This window comes from Psychrobacillus sp. FSL H8-0487 (assembly GCF_038008385.1).
GTDB lineage: Bacteria > Bacillota > Bacilli > Bacillales_A > Planococcaceae > Psychrobacillus > Psychrobacillus psychrotolerans.
Window position 1 is genome coordinate 1,811,213 of record NZ_JBBOZA010000001.1, and the last position, 14,990, is coordinate 1,826,202.

The following is a 14,990-nucleotide window of genomic DNA, read 5'->3' on the forward strand; positions in this document are numbered from 1 at the left end:
AAATGAGAAAATCAATAAAGTGGAAAATTATTGTTTCAGTAATGGCATTAATATTCGTAAGCATGATACCGTTAATAAGTATTAGTACAAATACAATAAGTGAAAAGACCGAAAAAGATTTACTTGACCAGAGCCAAGTAATAGTTAAAGAAATGACCTCATCCATACAAAATTATCTAGCTGTATACGAAAAAGGGCTTTTACAACTATCTACTTCTAATGCAATTTTAGATTTTGAAAATAATGAAAAAGCTACGAATGTAGTATTGACTACTCAATTAGAAAAAAACTTAGATACTAGATTCAATGAATTTGTTTCTTTGTATGATGCTGTAGCATCTGTGTATATCGCTTTTCCAGATAAATCGATTGAAATAATACCAGAAGCGGACCTTGGAGCAGACTTTGATCCAACCTCAAGAGAATGGTATTCCAATGCTGTTTCAAACAAAGAGAGTTTTAGCTGGTCTAAACCATTTGTGGATGCAGCAACTGGAGAATATGCTATTTCTGGTGCTAAAGCTGTTATTAAAAATGGCCAAGTGGTCGGTGTTCTTGCTATTGATATTTTACTGTCGAAGTTAACAGAAACGTTAGCTGACAGCGAGTTGGGGTACGAAGGTTATCCTATAATTGTAGATGCTGATGGTAATGCCATTGTTCATCCAACGTTATTTGGTGAAAATTTATCCAAGGATTCTTCTGTAAAGAAAATGCTTTCTAGTACCTCAGAAACAGGACATGTGACCGGTTTGATGGATGGTACTAACACAACTACTGTATACACTACGTTACCAGGATTAGATTGGAAGGTAGGCGCTGTTTATGAAGAAAGTAAAACCCATCAAACAGCAGACAGTATTCGTTCACAAATAATTATTATTGTTATATGTATAGAAGCGTTAATCTTTTTAGTATTATTTTTCCTAATAAGTCGTATATTGAAACCGATTGAACAACTTAAAAGATTGATGGATTCAATGGCAGAAGGAGATTTAACTGTTCAGGCTAATATTAAATCCAAGGATGAAATCGGACAACTAGCGAATAACTTCAACAAGATGGCTGTAAATATGAATGAAATTATTCAGGTCGTGAAAGAGTCAGCGAGTAATGTTCAATCGAATTCGGAAAGTTTAAGTGCTGTGGCAGAAGAAACAAACGCTTCCGCAGAGCAAGTTTCGTCAGCTGTGAGTGAGATTGCGGTAGGTGCTTCTAAATCTGCAGAAGATGCTGTAGACGTAACAGAAAGTTCGTTGCACTTAAGTGATCAAATCAATCTCATCAATGAAAAATCAGTAATGATGACTGATATAGCTATAAAAGCAAACACTATGAATTCGAATGGTCAAAACCAAATGAGTGAACTTAAATCATCTTTCCAAAACTGGGAGTCAAATCTAATCTCTATGTCCACATTGTTTAGTACATTGGAAGTTAGAGTAAATGCGATTGGTAGTGTGATGGAAACTATTATGCAAATTTCTGCACAGACGAACCTACTCGCATTGAATGCAAGTATTGAAGCTGCACGGGCAGGGGAGCATGGAAAAGGATTTGCAGTAGTAGCGGATGAAGTACGGAAACTAGCGGAGCAATCTGCAAAAGCGACAGAAGAAGTAAAGCATACTATTACGGAACTTCAAAGTGAATCGCATACTGTAGGGCAACAAATGGAAGATACTATCAAAACTTTCCGTGAGCAGGGATCTGTTGTAACAAATACTGAAGTAACTTTTGGTGAAATATCGTTACTGATGAATAATTTGCAAACGTCAATCGATGCTGTTTCAGCAGAAATTGAACAGGTTTCTACCTTTAAAGATCAAGTTGTAGATACGATTCAAATGATGGCTTCAACTTCAGAGCAAACTGCAGCAGCATGTGAAGAAGTAAGTGCATCATCAGATGAACAACTGAGAGCGATCCAATCGGTAGCGAAAGCTTCGGAGACTCTTACAGAGCTTAGTGACAAATTAGCGAATGCAGTAAATCGCTTTAAAGTTTAAAAGAAGTTGAATTGCTTGAAAACAAATGTTAATATTCACTCAGGAAGAACAATATAATTTAATAACTCTTATCAAGAGAAGCCGAGGGAAATGGCCCGTTGAAGCTTCAGCAACCTCTGACTAGTCAGAAAGGTGCTAACTCCTACAAGATAATTTCTTGAAAGATAAGAATTGAGAGCAAAACGTTCACCCTCTTTTCTTGTTTATAGGAAAGAGGGTTTTTTGAATTTAAAGGAGGACAACAAATTGCCTATAAATATACCAAAACAGTTACCTGCAGCTGAACATCTTAAAAACGAGAAAATATTTATCATGGATACCGATCGAGCGATAGCTCAAGACATACGTCCGTTAAATATAGTTATCTTGAACCTTATGCCTGAAAAAGAAAAAACAGAGCTTCAATTGCTCCGTTTACTAGGAAATACGTCGCTACAAGTAAATGTAACCTTTTTACATATGGCAACCCATGATTCCAAAAATGTAAGTAAAACACATCTAGATACCTTTTATACGACATTCGAGGATATTAAGCACCGAAAATACGATGGGATGATTATTACCGGTGCACCTATTGAGCATTTAGAATTTGAAGACGTTAATTATTGGAATGAGATTATGGAAATAATGGATTGGTCTAAAACTCAGGTGACCTCAGTTTTACACATTTGTTGGGGGGCTCAAGCCGCTCTCTACCATCACTATGGTATCGGGAAATATGACTTGTCGAAGAAATGCTTTGGGGTATTCAGTCATCGTTTATCAGACCCAACTGTACATTTAGTTCGAGGGTTTAATGATGAATTTCACGCACCTGTGTCTCGATACACAGCTGTATCTTTCGATGAAATAAAAAAAGACCCTCGTTTAATACTGCTTTCCGACTCAAAGGATGCGGGTGTTTTTCTAGTAATATCAAAAGATAAAAAGCATATTATGATTACGGGTCATCTAGAGTATGATGCAACTACACTTGCAGACGAATATAACCGAGATATTAAAAAAGGTGTGGATATTGATGTCCCAAAAAATTATTTTCCAAACGATGATCCAACACAAATACCGATGAACTCCTGGCGTTCCCATACACATTTACTTTTTTCCAATTGGTTGAATTATTATGTGTACCAAGAAACTCCTTATGATTGGGAGTAACTAAAAGGCTGGCCGTGAGTGAATTCACGATCAGCCTATATATGTTGATGAAAATGAGCAATATAATTTTTTATTCTGTCTTAAAAATTCGGTTAATTTCCTGCATTTCTTCTATCGTCAGTTCCACTTCAAGTGCTTTCAGATTTCGTAACACTTGTTCTGGTTTTTTAGCTCCAGGAATTACTGTATCTATGGTATTTTGTGCTAGATACCATGCAAGAACAATGGAAGAAACCTCCGCTTGTTTATCATTTGCTATACTACGAAGAGACTCAATCTTTTCCAAGTTACGAATATAAACCTCCCCTTGAAATAACGGATTTTTTGATCGGCCGTCTTTAAATAAAGAATCTTTATTGAATTTTCCTGTCAAAAGACCAGAAGCAAGAGGGAAATACGGGATAAATGAAATTTGGTGTTTGGCGCAAAAAGGGATTAAGTCATTTTCTGCCTCTCTTTTGAATAGATTATAGCCTGATTGGATTACTTCTAAATTCCCGTCTTTATTAGCTTCGGTTAATTGATCCATTGTGAAATTGGATACGCCAATTGCTCTAATTTTACCCTCTTCTTTAAGTCGTGAGAGTGTTCCAATTGCTTCATCCTTAGGAGTTCCTTCATCTGGAAAATGGATATAGAATAGATCAATGTAGTCGGTTTGCAGTCTGCGCAAACTATTTTCAACGGTCTCTCTTAAAAATTTAGGAGAGTTATCTACAATAACCTTTCCATCCTCTATCTTGTGTGCCCCTTTTGTTGCAATAATCATATCTTGCCTGGTGTTAAATTCCTTTAATACTTCTCCTATGAGTTCTTCTGATCTTCCCATCCCATATATAAAGGCACTATCTATAAAATTGATTCCATTTTGAATAGCAGCTCGTACAATTTCCTTGCCTGTTTCATCGTTTAAATTAGGGAATAGATTGTGTCCACCGACCGCGTTACTTCCTAAACCAATAGGATTTACCAATAGACTAGTGCGACCAATTTCTACTGCATTTTTCATAATAATAGAAACAACTCCTTTTCTCTGAATATTTCTATTATAATATAGAAAAACCAAAATACAAAAAGGTGGAGATGATTTGACCGTACTAACGGATGTGCACACTGATTTTATTGGAGTAGTTCATCAAAAGTTTTCTGATTTAATGAGAGATGTAGAAAAAGCAATCATGCAGATGGAGGAAGATAAGTTATTTTGGACTCCAAATAATCATTCCAATAGTGTAGCTATCATCATTAAACATATGAGTGGGAATCTGATTTCAAGATGGACGGGCTTTTTGACGACAGACGGTGAAAAGCCTGACAGAAATCGGGACGAGGAATTTGAAAGTACAGTGGAAACTCGTGAGGAGTTGTTAGAAATTTGGTCGAGGGGATGTCAAGTATTCTTAGAAGCATTAGATACAATAAAATCAGTCCATTTGCTCCAAACTATTTACATTAGGAACGAGCCTCATACTGTTATGGAAGCTGTTATTAGAAGTCTTTCTCATACATCTTCTCATGTTGGACAGGTGATTTATATTGCGAAGCAAGTGACTACTGAAGAGAAGTGGACAACATTGTCTATTCCTAAAAAGAAAAAGTAGAAGTGGAGGCATTATTTTGAAGCTTGGACTATTAAAAAACGAGGTAAAGTTATCTCCATACACGACCGAATGGGGGAAAGAGTTCAACCGGATGAAACTAGAAGTTTTAGAAGCAACAGGACTTCTAGAAGATCGAATACAGCATATTGGAAGCACCGCAATAAAAAACATGCCTGCTAAACCAATTATAGATATATTAATAGGAATAGACGATATTTCAAATGTAGATAAAGCTATATTTAAACAATTACAAAGTATCGGATTTCTAAGATTGAGAGTGGAAAGACCAGGTGAAATAGTTCTGGCCAAATTTACGGATGAAACTTATGAAGTGAAAACTCATTTCATCCATATGGTAGATTTTGAAGAAGAACTATGGTGTAATCAACTATTTTTTAGAAATCACTTAAATTCCAATGAAAAAGCAAAAGAAGCTTACATGAATATAAAAATTCAGAGTGCAAAGCAAAAGAATATTAATATTAGTGCATATACAGATTTGAAGGAATCATTTGTTAAAAGTATATACTCAAAGCGAACTAGTAAGGAAGTGAATTAGGAATGCTCACTAATCTTTATTTCGTCAGACATGCGCATTCCATCTATTCCACGGACGAATTGGGAAGACCGTTGTCTGAAAAGGGTATGGTCGATGCAAAGAAAATAACAGATCTGTTACTACAGGAGAATATAGAAGTAATAGTATCAAGTCCCTATAAGAGAGCTATTCAAACTGTGGAAGGAATTGCGAATCATTTAAAAAAAGATATAGAAATTATGGATGCATTCAAGGAACGACTTTTATCCGATCAACCAGTTGCTGATTTTAACGAAGCAATGTTAAAAGTATGGTCGGATTATGGCTTTTCACTTCCAGGAGGAGAATCTAATCATGTTGCGCAAGCTAAAGGTATCCATGTAACGAAAGAAATCTTGAAGAAATTTGATGGCAAGAATATCGCAATAGGTACACATGGTAATATAATGGTTCTGATCATGAATTACTTTGACTCTATCTATGATTATCGTTTTTGGAAGCAACTTGAAATGCCTGATATTTATAAACTCACTTTTTACGAACAGCATTTGGTAGCTGTTAATCGAATAGACAATGAATCCAGAACGAAGAGTTCGGGCTATACTATTTACAAACGATCTGACATACAACATAACTTTCAACAAGTGGATTTGAATCATCAAAGAATGATTGGTACGGTAACCTTTCATGACCAGGTACTAATAACCGTTGAGGTAGATTTATTGAATGATTGTCTTCAGGTAGATGGGGATATCGAGCATTTGAAACAGTTAATGAGCGAAAGAGATTTAGACATGGATTATATGGTTTTCTTTAAGGAAATGACTAAGTTTTTTGTTGAAAATAAAATTAAAGATCCTCAAAAGTACGCTGAAAAATTAATAAAATAATGGGAGGAAATTACCGGAATAGAACGTATGTGTGGTATAATTGATAGTATAGATTGATCTTCTCATGGGTGGACGGCACAATTTTTTTTACTTTCTGTTTAACGACCGGTACAGAAGGGGGTGCTGCTTTTGACGATATTTGAATCGCTCGTAATTATGATTAGTTTTTCTTCTCTAATCATTGCATTGATTACGCTGACCTTTTCAATGACACGAAAAAAGTAATCCACCTATGAGTTAGCGCTCGGATGGATTACTTAATCTCTTTGCCGACACCCTTGAAGGGAATCAGTCTATTTTACCGACCGGATGCTACTAACATCCGGTCGGTATTTTATTGTATACCTGTAATTCCTTTATTATACCAACTATCCTGAAGGGAATCAACGGAGTAGTTTTTTAACTATACACTTCTATGTTCAATCGGCAGTTTGTCGATCAATCAAAATCAAAGTCTTCTTCTCGTTCGATTTTCAGGATATTCCCAGTTCTTGCATGGACTTCCACTTCAAAAATCTGATTGCTTGATGTCATGATGAATACTTCGTATACGAGAAGACCATCCTCCATATCCAAATCCACGTGTACAATTTCTCCAGGAATTCTCTGCAAAGCAATCCTCATCGCTTGCTCCGAACTAATTCTCTGTCCATTCATTGGATTTACCACTAATTAAAACCCTCCTTGTCTTATTGATACCATTTTATGCAGACTGAATATAAAAGGATAAAAACTGTTTGACAATTGAAAGTATTCCTACTATCATAATAATTAACTTTTATGTTCGGAAAAAAGGCAGAAGATGCTAAAAGTAGTGTCGCCTAAGAACAGACGAGCTGAGACGAGTTAGTATAGCTGAGAAATTGTTTGAGTAAGAATAGTAGCTTTTGCGGACAATCAAGAGAGTCAGTGGATGGTGAGAACTGATTTGTTGCTAGAGCGAATGGGCTTATGAGAGCTTCCTCGATAACATTCATTGTTGAAGAGGTAGACGTGTTTCCTACGTTACAGGAGCTTAAGTGGGAGTATTACACTCCAACTAGAGGTGGCAACGCGGTAAATACCGTCCTCTTCCAAGGGATTTTTCTGAAATCCCTTGGAAGAGGACTTTTTTTGTTTCAAAAATAGCTGAGCAGAGCAGAGGAGAGATTTAAGATGAGAGGATTTATAGATAAAGTGGAGAAGAGTGAGCATTTGACTTATGAGGAAATGGTGGCTGCTTCCAAGCTATTGTTTGCAGAAAATACGGAAGTACACTATATTGTTGACTTTTTAAAAGCACTCTCCAAAAAGGGAGAGACTTCTATTGAGGTTGCAGCACTTGCAACAGTTATGAAGTCATTTGCCATTAACTTAAACGAACCGCATGGTGATTATATGGATAATTGCGGTACAGGTGGAGATGGTTTGAATAGCTTTAATATTAGTACCACCTCTGCATTCGTGTTAGCCGGTGCAGGAGCAACAATAGCGAAGCATGGTAACCGGAAAATCTCTAGTAGCGCTGGAAGTTCGGATGTACTAGAAGCATTAGGAATTCATGCATCTATTAGCTCTGAGGCAACTATCGACCTACTTAAGCAAGAGGGATTAACTTTCCTCTACGCACCAAATGTACATCCGAAGTTAAAAAGGATTGGAATCGCTAGACAAATGATCGGAAAGCCGACTATTTTCAACCTGGTCGGTCCGTTAACTAATCCAATTAAATTAGAAACACAATATACCGGAATTAATCGTTCGGATTTCACGATGGAATATGCAGAAGTCTTAAGAATTTTAGGAAGAAAAAGAGCCATTGTTGTTTGCGGTGCTGGAGGGATGGATGAGGCTTCTCTTGCCGGTGTTAATCAGTTAGTCCTAATAGATAACGGAGATTTAATACCCTTTAAGCTGACGGCAAATGATGTAGGTTTAACTTCTGCTCCTATTTCTGCAATACGTGGTGGAGATGGTCACACAAATGCCAAAATACTGCGTAACGTTCTCCAAGGTGAAGCAAGTCCTTATTTAGATACGGTGCTTTTTAACACTGGAATAGGATTATTTGCATCTGGAATCGTTAGCTCAATTCAAGAAGGAGTAAAGCTAGCAGCAGAAACGATCCGCTCAGGAAAAGCATTAGAAAAGTTGGAAGCAGTTATAACTTTCAGTCAACAATCTGTTAGACAGGAGGTGGCATTATGACAACAATCTTAGATAAGATATTAGCTGCCAAAAAAGGGCAAGTAGAACAGATGCTTCTGGGATCGATACCTGACCAGTTAGAAATTATTACACGACCATCGTTATTTGAAGCACTTTATCAATCTGAAAAACTACAAGTAATTTCTGAGATTAAACGAGCTTCCCCTTCTAAGGGATTAATCGCAGAAGGTATTATTCCAGCTGACCAAGCATCTCAATATGCTAATGCGGGAGCAGCTTGTATTTCTGTATTAACCGATACTCCGTTTTTTCAAGGAACATTTGATGATTTAGCTGAAGTTGCTAGCACTGTTTCTATTCCAATTCTTTGTAAAGACTTTATCATTCATCCAATCCAAATAGATCATGCGAAGCATGCTGGAGCTTCTGTTATATTACTTATCGTAGCAGCACTAAAACAAGAAAAACTTTTATCTTTATACGAATATGCAGTTAGCAAGGGTTTGGAAGTGTTAGTAGAAGTTCATGACTCAGTGGAGCTAGACCGTGCTTTGCAGCTGGATGCAAAACTAATCGGCGTTAATAACCGAGATCTTCGAACGTTTCAAGTAGATTTATCACGTACGGCTGAAATTGCAGCAAGCTTTCCATTTGAGGAAAAACGTGTGCTCATAAGTGAAAGTGGTATTTGGAATGCTACGGATGCTTCAAAAGTAGCTAACTATGGTGCCAGTGCTGTACTTGTTGGGGAATCGTTAATGCGAAGTGGAGATGTTCAGAATGCTCTTCAAAGCTTGCAAGTACAAAGAGAGGTAATTACTTCATGACGAAAGTGAAAATTTGTGGCCTCATGGAGAAAGAACATGTTGAAGTGGCAGTTCAGGCGGGAGCAGATGCGATTGGTTTTGTTTTTGCACCTAGCAAAAGAAAAATAACGATTGATAAAGCACGAGAGTTAGCAAAAGGCATTCCACCTGAAGTTTGGAAGATTGGAGTATTTGTCAACGCAACAAAAGAGGAACTATTAACTGCTTTTCAAGAGGTGCCGCTCGATTTTATACAATATCATGGCCAGGAAACACCTGAATTTGTTCGAACAAATAATGTACCTTCTATTAAGGCGTTATCTGTTCATAATGAAGCTGATGTTTTACAGGCAAAACAATATGACACTGATTTTTATTTATTTGATGCACCGGGTACGCATTATCAGGGGGGTAGTGGTGAAGTATTTGATTGGAAGCTGATGGAGGGTAATGATATTCCAACAGAAAAAATCATTCTAGCGGGTGGGTTGAATCCAAACAATGTAAAAGTGGCTATTGAGCAGATAAAGCCCTTTATGGTTGATGTTTCTAGTGGAGTAGAGCGAAATGGAACCAAAGATATAAAGCTTATTCAAGCATTTATAAGAGCCGTAAAAGATGATGGGAGTGTGGAATAATGGTAAAAATAGCAGATGACCAAAGAGCGGGAAGATATGGTAGATTCGGTGGTCAATATGTTCCAGAAACATTGATGACAGCTTTAATAGAGCTTGAAAAAGCTTACGAGGAAGCAATTGCTGATCAAACATTTGTAGATGAAGTAAATTACTATTTAAAAGACTATGTTGGTCGCGAAACCCCATTATATTTTGCAGAAAGACTGACAAGAGAACTTGGTGGTGCACAAATTTATTTGAAAAGAGAAGATTTAAATCATACAGGTGCCCACAAGATAAATAATACAATTGGTCAGGCGTTGCTCGCAAAGCGAATGGGTAAAAAGAAAATCGTAGCGGAAACAGGTGCTGGGCAGCACGGCGTTGCAACTGCCACTGTTTGTGCATTATTTGACCTTGAGTGTGTTGTATTCATGGGCAAAGAAGATGTGCGTAGACAGGAACTAAATGTATTTCGAATGGAATTGCTCGGTGCACAAGTAGTGTCAGTGGATAAAGGGTCTGGCACGCTGAAAGATGCAGTGAATGAGGCTTTAAGGTATTGGGTTTCTAATGTCGAAGATACCCATTATATATTAGGCTCTGCGCTTGGTCCCCATCCATTCCCTAGAATTGTTCGTGATTTCCAACGAGTAATTGGAGTAGAAACAAAGCGTCAAATAGTTGAAAAGGTAGGGAAATTACCAGATGCGGTTGTCGCATGTGTTGGTGGCGGTAGTAATGCAATAGGCATGTTCCATCCTTTTGTAGATGATCAGGATGTTGCATTGTATGGCGTAGAAGCAGGAGGAAGTGGTATTTCGACAGGACTCCATGCAGCGGCTGTCACTGGGGGTAAAGAAGGGGTGCTACATGGTTCTTATATGTATATTTTGCAGGATGATAATGGATTTATCCAAGAAGCACATTCCATCTCCGCTGGTTTAGATTATCCTGGAGTAGGTCCAGAGCATTCCTATTTACATGATATTGGTCGTGTACAATATACGTCCGTAACAGATGCTGAAGCGTTAGAAGGTTTACAATTACTATCGAAAAAAGAAGGAATTATACCAGCTCTTGAAAGTGCCCACGCCATCCATTTTGCGACGGAACTTGCAAAAGAAATGTCTCCAGAAGAAATATTAGTAATTTGTTTATCTGGCCGTGGGGATAAGGACGTTCAAACAGTGCGTGATGCGTTAGGGGTGAATAACAATGGCTAAAACAAAATTATTAAACGCTATTCAATCAGTAAATACTCAAGGAGATAAAGCATTTGTCGCATATATAATGGCAGGAGACGGAGGACTAGAGACATTAAAGTCTAAAATTTTCTTTTTACAACAAGCAGGTGTAACTGCTATTGAATTAGGTATTCCTTTTTCGGATCCTGTTGCAGATGGGCCAACGATACAGGAAGCAGGGGAACGCGCGCTTGCAAACGGTGCAACACTTCGGTCTATCCTGCAGGAACTAGAAACTTTTTATGAGGAAGTTAGAGTACCGCTTGTACTAATGACTTATTATAATCCGTTACTTAGTTATGGGTTAGAACAGTTTGCACAACAATGTGAAAAATTAGGAATAGCTGGACTAATCGTCCCAGATGTACCACTGGAAGAAACAATAGAACTTCATGGAGTACTTGAAAATACAGATATCGCTTTAGTTCCTCTTGTTTCTTTAACAAGTCCACCAGAGCGCCTTAGGAAAATTGCAGTGTCCGGTGAAGGATTCATCTACGCTGTAACGGTAAACGGAATCACGGGGATCAGAGATGGGTTTAGTGACCAGTTGGAGCAACATTTCACAAGTCTGTCTGAGCAGAGCGCTATACCTGTACTAGCAGGATTTGGTATATCTACCCCGGAACAAGTAAAAAGTATGGGAACATTAGCTGATGGCGTAATTGTAGGGAGTGCTATTGTGGAAGCGTTCCATCAAAATGACTTGGATCATATAACAGCACTAGTTCAAGCTTCTAAAGCAAAAGTATTTAACTAACACTTAATGGATTGAGATTGTATGGAGGATTCTTCAATTAAAAAGCATAAGTAAGGTAAAATAAACCCCATTCTGAGCAACTAGCTCATAGAATGGGGTTTATCATTTATTTTATCTAAGCCTTTTTGATAAATAAAGACATGATTAATCCTACGATTGCTAGGATTAAACCAAATATAAATGCATCTTGTACACCAGCAGTTAATGAAGCACTCAATGTTTCTGGATCCATTATATCAGTCGCATTCTTTAAATAAGCAGTTTGAGAAGTCGACATAATTGTAATCGCAACGGCTGTACCGATTGCACCAGATACTTGTTGTAATGTATTCATCAATGCTGTTCCATCAGGATACAGATTTCTCGGAAGCTGATTAAGACCATTTGTCTGTGCTGGCATCATAACCATTGATATTCCAACAAACAGAACTGAGTGCATCACAACAACCATAAATATAGAAGTGTCCATTGTAATATTGGATAGCATCCATAACATGATTATCATGATGACAAAACCTGGAGTAACAAGGCCTCTAGGACCATATTTGTCAAATAGACGACCAGTTAAAGGAGACATAAGTCCGTTCAAGACACCCCCTGGTAGTAGTACGAGTCCAGCTGTAAATGCAGCTAAAGCAAGTCCTGTTTGTAAGTATAATGGCAACAGAATCATGGAAGACATAATTACCATAAAGGTTATAAATACACTTAATAACCCTAACGTAAACATTGGGAATTTTAGGACACGTAAGTTAATCATTGGTACTTCCATTTTGAACTGTCTTAGACTGAACAAAACTAGTGAAACAAGGCCGACAACGATTGTCAAAATAACTATTGCACTGCCCCAACCCTTTTCTCCTGCACTACTAAAGCCGTACACAATTCCGCCAAAACCAATAGTTGATAAAATAATAGAAAGAATATCTATTTTCGGTTTCGTAACAGTTGTTACATTTTCTACGAATTTTATACCGAACAACAAAGCAATGAAAAGAAACGGTAAACAGATCCAGAAAATCCAATGCCAAGTAAGTTTCTCAAGAACCAAACCTGAAATAGTTGGGCCAATGGCTGGTGCAAACATGATAACCAATCCCATGAGACCCATTGTTGCCCCTCTTTTGTGAACAGGGAAGATGAGTAAAATAGTATTGAACATTAATGGTAATAATAATCCAGTCCCTATTGCTTGTACAACCCGTGATAGCAATAACACAGTGAAACTAGGTGCAACCGCTGCAATGAATGTTCCTACTATAGAAAATAGTAAAGAAGCGATAAATAATTGTCGCGTGGTGAACCATTGCATGATAAATCCAGAAACAGGAACTAATATTCCCAGTGTTAATAGATAACCAGTTGTTAACCACTGAACGGAGGATGGACTAATATCGAATATTGCTATTAGATCTCCTAGTGCCATATTCAATGCTGTCTCACTAAATAATCCGACAAACCCTGCTATTAAAAATGAAATTAAAATAGGGGTTGTTTTAAATACTTGTTTTTCTTGCTGTGGTGCGTTTTCAATCATGAACAAATTCCTCCAATTAATAACTATATAGACCTTCATACATTTGGATGAATTTAAACTAATCCTTACTTAATAATATTGTTATGTGCTTTTTAGCTACTTCAAGCGGTTTATTACTTTTACTCGTTAAAGATAAAAGAATAGCACCTTCTATCATTAAATTCACAGTAATCCCCAAGTCCGTTGCTTGTTCTTTGTCATATCCAGACTGAAGCAATTTTTTCTGATAAATTGCTTGCCATTCTGCAAAGGCTAATTGACAAGCTATACGAATCGGCTCACTCGTAGAATGGGTTTCGCCAGCTATTGTGCCAATAGGGAAACCTATGTTTTTACTATTTACAATGATTTCTGATAAATGATCTAAATGTATTTGAAATGCATTGATAGGATCTTCAATTTCATCAAATAATTCTTGAATTTCATTTATAACAATTTCTTTTGTATATTCAATTGCTGCAATGGCAAGCTGTTCCTTTCCATCCGGAAAATAATGATAAAGTGATCCTTTGGGAATTCCACTTTCCGCAAGAATGTCTTTAAGCCCTACTCCGTAGTAGCCTCTTAATCGAAAAAGGCGAGAGGCAGTTTCAATAAGAACATCTTTTGAATTATTTTTCTCAGACACTTTTAAATCACCTCACAAATTATACAAACTGGTCTATTAGTAAATATATAGAAATGCACAAGCGTTGTCAAAAATTTTTGATGAGATTAGCAGTGGCAGGTTACCATTTGTGTATATCATTCCCATTATATAAATGATAAAATATTTTGATAATGGTATTGAGCAAAAGGAGAAATGTAGATGATTTATGTACGACCTCCAAATAATTTACACCAATTAGCGGCTTTCTTAGAAACAATGAATAGTATTGATGCTTCACATATTGGTTATTGTGGAGAAGAAGAGGAAGAGATTTTTGATACACTTTCCCATGATTTTTCGGATATAGACATAGAGAAATCATTTGTGGTTGCATACGAAGAAGATCATCTAGTTGGTGCATTAGGATTTGATATAGATGCAGAAAAAAGAAGTGCGGAAGTATGGGGACCATTTGTCGGAAATGGGAAAGATAAGCTTCAAATTGCCGATGACTTATGGAAAGCCTTAGAGAATACAATTCCTTTTAAATTAGATGAATACCAATTCTTTATAAACGATAAAAACACTTTTGTGAAACAATTTGTTGGACGAATGGATGGAATAGAAAACGGCCACCATCTCATATTAACGACTGCAAGAGAAAATATAGCTGATAGAAATGATCTACATGTCGTAACATATGACTCTTCTTTTATGAAATCATTTAGCGAGCTTCATCAACTGGCTTTTCCAAATACATATTATAGTAGTGAGCAGATTCTATCCCGAATAAGTAGAGACAATCTCTTGCTTATCATCCAACACGATATGGAGTTAAAGGGGTACGTGTATGTGGAAGCTTCTCCACTTCACGGAGAAGGAGCAATTGAATATATTGCCGTTTCTCCAGATTACAGAGGGCAAGGGTTAGCAAAGAAACTAATGAAAGCTGCACTACATCATTTATTTTCATATGATTCAATAGAAGAAATCACCTTAAGTGTGGAGTCTAGCAATAAAGCAGCAATAGCCCTTTATATGGACGCTGGATTTGGAGTAAAACATAAGCTCGTTGCCTATAAAAAATAGATAA

The 14,990-nt window shown here is 37.0% G+C and carries 15 protein-coding genes, 1 pseudogene, 1 riboswitch and 1 other annotated feature; of the genes and pseudogenes, 12 read left to right on the forward strand and 4 right to left on the reverse strand.

All coding sequences use genetic code 11. The annotated features are described in order from the left end of the window. Positions 1–2: 2 nt before the first annotated feature. The gene (locus MHI47_RS08985; RefSeq protein ID WP_340769146.1) at positions 3–2,009 is read left to right on the forward strand and encodes a methyl-accepting chemotaxis protein; all 2,007 of its coding nucleotides are present in this window, start codon (positions 3–5) and stop codon (positions 2,007–2,009) included. Between the two features lie 65 nt (positions 2,010–2,074). Continuing rightward, a riboswitch (SAM riboswitch) is annotated at positions 2,075–2,180 on the forward strand. A gap of 75 nt (positions 2,181–2,255) precedes the next feature. After that, positions 2,256–3,164 (forward strand): homoserine O-acetyltransferase MetA, encoded by a 909-nt coding sequence (metA, locus tag MHI47_RS08990; protein WP_093534290.1) that lies wholly within the window; start codon positions 2,256–2,258, stop codon positions 3,162–3,164. A gap of 70 nt (positions 3,165–3,234) precedes the next feature. Here metA and MHI47_RS08995 read toward each other — a convergent pair whose 3' ends face one another. Further along, positions 3,235–4,173: an aldo/keto reductase gene (locus MHI47_RS08995; protein ID WP_340830536.1), complete on the reverse strand. Its 939-nt coding sequence runs from the start codon at positions 4,171–4,173 to the stop codon at positions 3,235–3,237. Between the two features lie 79 nt (positions 4,174–4,252). Between MHI47_RS08995 and MHI47_RS09000 the strand changes: the two genes are divergently transcribed. From MHI47_RS09000 to MHI47_RS09015, 4 genes and pseudogenes are all read left to right on the forward strand, one after another. Next, entirely contained in the window at positions 4,253–4,765 is a 513-nt protein-coding gene (locus tag MHI47_RS09000; RefSeq protein WP_340830539.1) for a DUF1572 family protein, read from the forward strand. A gap of 16 nt (positions 4,766–4,781) precedes the next feature. After that, positions 4,782–5,324 carry a GrpB family protein gene (locus MHI47_RS09005; RefSeq protein WP_340830541.1) on the forward strand — a complete coding sequence of 181 codons (543 nt, stop codon included), beginning with the start codon at positions 4,782–4,784 and terminating at the stop codon, positions 5,322–5,324. Between the two features lie 2 nt (positions 5,325–5,326). Further along, positions 5,327–5,878, forward strand: a pseudogene (locus tag MHI47_RS09010) (histidine phosphatase family protein); the annotation flags it as partial. Positions 5,879–6,322: 444 nt separating this feature from the next. Continuing rightward, positions 6,323–6,418: a putative holin-like toxin gene (locus MHI47_RS09015; RefSeq protein WP_245762605.1), complete on the forward strand. Its 96-nt coding sequence runs from the start codon at positions 6,323–6,325 to the stop codon at positions 6,416–6,418. A gap of 213 nt (positions 6,419–6,631) precedes the next feature. Here MHI47_RS09015 and MHI47_RS09020 read toward each other — a convergent pair whose 3' ends face one another. Then, positions 6,632–6,862 (reverse strand): PepSY domain-containing protein, encoded by a 231-nt coding sequence (locus tag MHI47_RS09020; RefSeq protein ID WP_340769152.1) that lies wholly within the window; start codon positions 6,860–6,862, stop codon positions 6,632–6,634. A 189-nt stretch (positions 6,863–7,051) separates the two neighbouring features. After that, positions 7,052–7,267, forward strand: a binding site (T-box leader). Positions 7,268–7,348: 81 nt separating this feature from the next. Here MHI47_RS09020 and trpD point away from each other — a divergent pair. The 5 genes from trpD to trpA are packed head-to-tail and all read left to right on the forward strand — an operon-like array spanning position 7,349 to position 11,771. Beyond that, a complete protein-coding gene (gene trpD / locus MHI47_RS09025; RefSeq protein ID WP_340769154.1) occupies positions 7,349–8,380 on the forward strand; it encodes an anthranilate phosphoribosyltransferase in 1,032 nt (343 codons plus the stop codon). After that, on the forward strand, positions 8,377–9,168 hold the full coding sequence (gene trpC, locus MHI47_RS09030; RefSeq protein ID WP_340769155.1) for an indole-3-glycerol phosphate synthase TrpC: 792 nt from the start codon (positions 8,377–8,379) through the stop codon (positions 9,166–9,168). Before trpD ends, trpC begins: the two co-directional genes overlap by 4 nt. Continuing rightward, positions 9,165–9,785 (forward strand): phosphoribosylanthranilate isomerase, encoded by a 621-nt coding sequence (locus tag MHI47_RS09035; RefSeq protein WP_340769157.1) that lies wholly within the window; start codon positions 9,165–9,167, stop codon positions 9,783–9,785. Before trpC ends, MHI47_RS09035 begins: the two co-directional genes overlap by 4 nt. Further along, positions 9,785–10,990 carry a tryptophan synthase subunit beta gene (gene trpB / locus MHI47_RS09040; protein WP_340769159.1) on the forward strand — a complete coding sequence of 402 codons (1,206 nt, stop codon included), beginning with the start codon at positions 9,785–9,787 and terminating at the stop codon, positions 10,988–10,990. Before MHI47_RS09035 ends, trpB begins: the two co-directional genes overlap by 1 nt. Further along, positions 10,983–11,771, forward strand: a complete 789-nt coding sequence (trpA, locus tag MHI47_RS09045; RefSeq protein ID WP_340769161.1) for a tryptophan synthase subunit alpha — start codon at positions 10,983–10,985, stop codon at positions 11,769–11,771. Before trpB ends, trpA begins: the two co-directional genes overlap by 8 nt. Before the next feature lie 115 nt (positions 11,772–11,886). Here the strand turns inward: trpA and MHI47_RS09050 are convergent, their stop codons facing one another. Further along, complete coding sequence (locus MHI47_RS09050; RefSeq protein ID WP_340762265.1) at positions 11,887–13,308, reverse strand: DHA2 family efflux MFS transporter permease subunit; 1,422 nt, start codon at positions 13,306–13,308, stop codon at positions 11,887–11,889. A gap of 58 nt (positions 13,309–13,366) precedes the next feature. Beyond that, entirely contained in the window at positions 13,367–13,936 is a 570-nt protein-coding gene (locus MHI47_RS09055; RefSeq protein ID WP_340762266.1) for a TetR/AcrR family transcriptional regulator, read from the reverse strand. A 180-nt stretch (positions 13,937–14,116) separates the two neighbouring features. Here MHI47_RS09055 and MHI47_RS09060 point away from each other — a divergent pair, with 180 nt between their 5' ends. Then, positions 14,117–14,986: a GNAT family N-acetyltransferase gene (locus MHI47_RS09060; RefSeq protein ID WP_340762267.1), complete on the forward strand. Its 870-nt coding sequence runs from the start codon at positions 14,117–14,119 to the stop codon at positions 14,984–14,986. The last annotated feature ends 4 nt before the right edge of the window (positions 14,987–14,990 follow it).

Excerpts from the sequence above, each read along its gene's own strand:
- MHI47_RS08985 (WP_340769146.1), top strand. The coding sequence starts at position 3 with ATGAGAAAATCAATAAAGTGGAAAATTATTGTTTCAGTAATGGCATTA.
- MHI47_RS08995 (WP_340830536.1), bottom strand. The coding sequence starts at position 4,173 with ATGAAAAATGCAGTAGAAATTGGTCGCACTAGTCTATTGGTAAATCCT.
- trpD (WP_340769154.1), top strand. The coding sequence starts at position 7,349 with ATGAGAGGATTTATAGATAAAGTGGAGAAGAGTGAGCATTTGACTTAT.
- trpC (WP_340769155.1), top strand. The coding sequence starts at position 8,377 with ATGACAACAATCTTAGATAAGATATTAGCTGCCAAAAAAGGGCAAGTA.
- MHI47_RS09035 (WP_340769157.1), top strand. The coding sequence starts at position 9,165 with ATGACGAAAGTGAAAATTTGTGGCCTCATGGAGAAAGAACATGTTGAA.
- trpB (WP_340769159.1), top strand. The coding sequence starts at position 9,785 with ATGGTAAAAATAGCAGATGACCAAAGAGCGGGAAGATATGGTAGATTC.
- trpA (WP_340769161.1), top strand. The coding sequence starts at position 10,983 with ATGGCTAAAACAAAATTATTAAACGCTATTCAATCAGTAAATACTCAA.
- MHI47_RS09050 (WP_340762265.1), bottom strand. The coding sequence starts at position 13,308 with ATGATTGAAAACGCACCACAGCAAGAAAAACAAGTATTTAAAACAACC.
- MHI47_RS09060 (WP_340762267.1), top strand. The coding sequence starts at position 14,117 with ATGATTTATGTACGACCTCCAAATAATTTACACCAATTAGCGGCTTTC.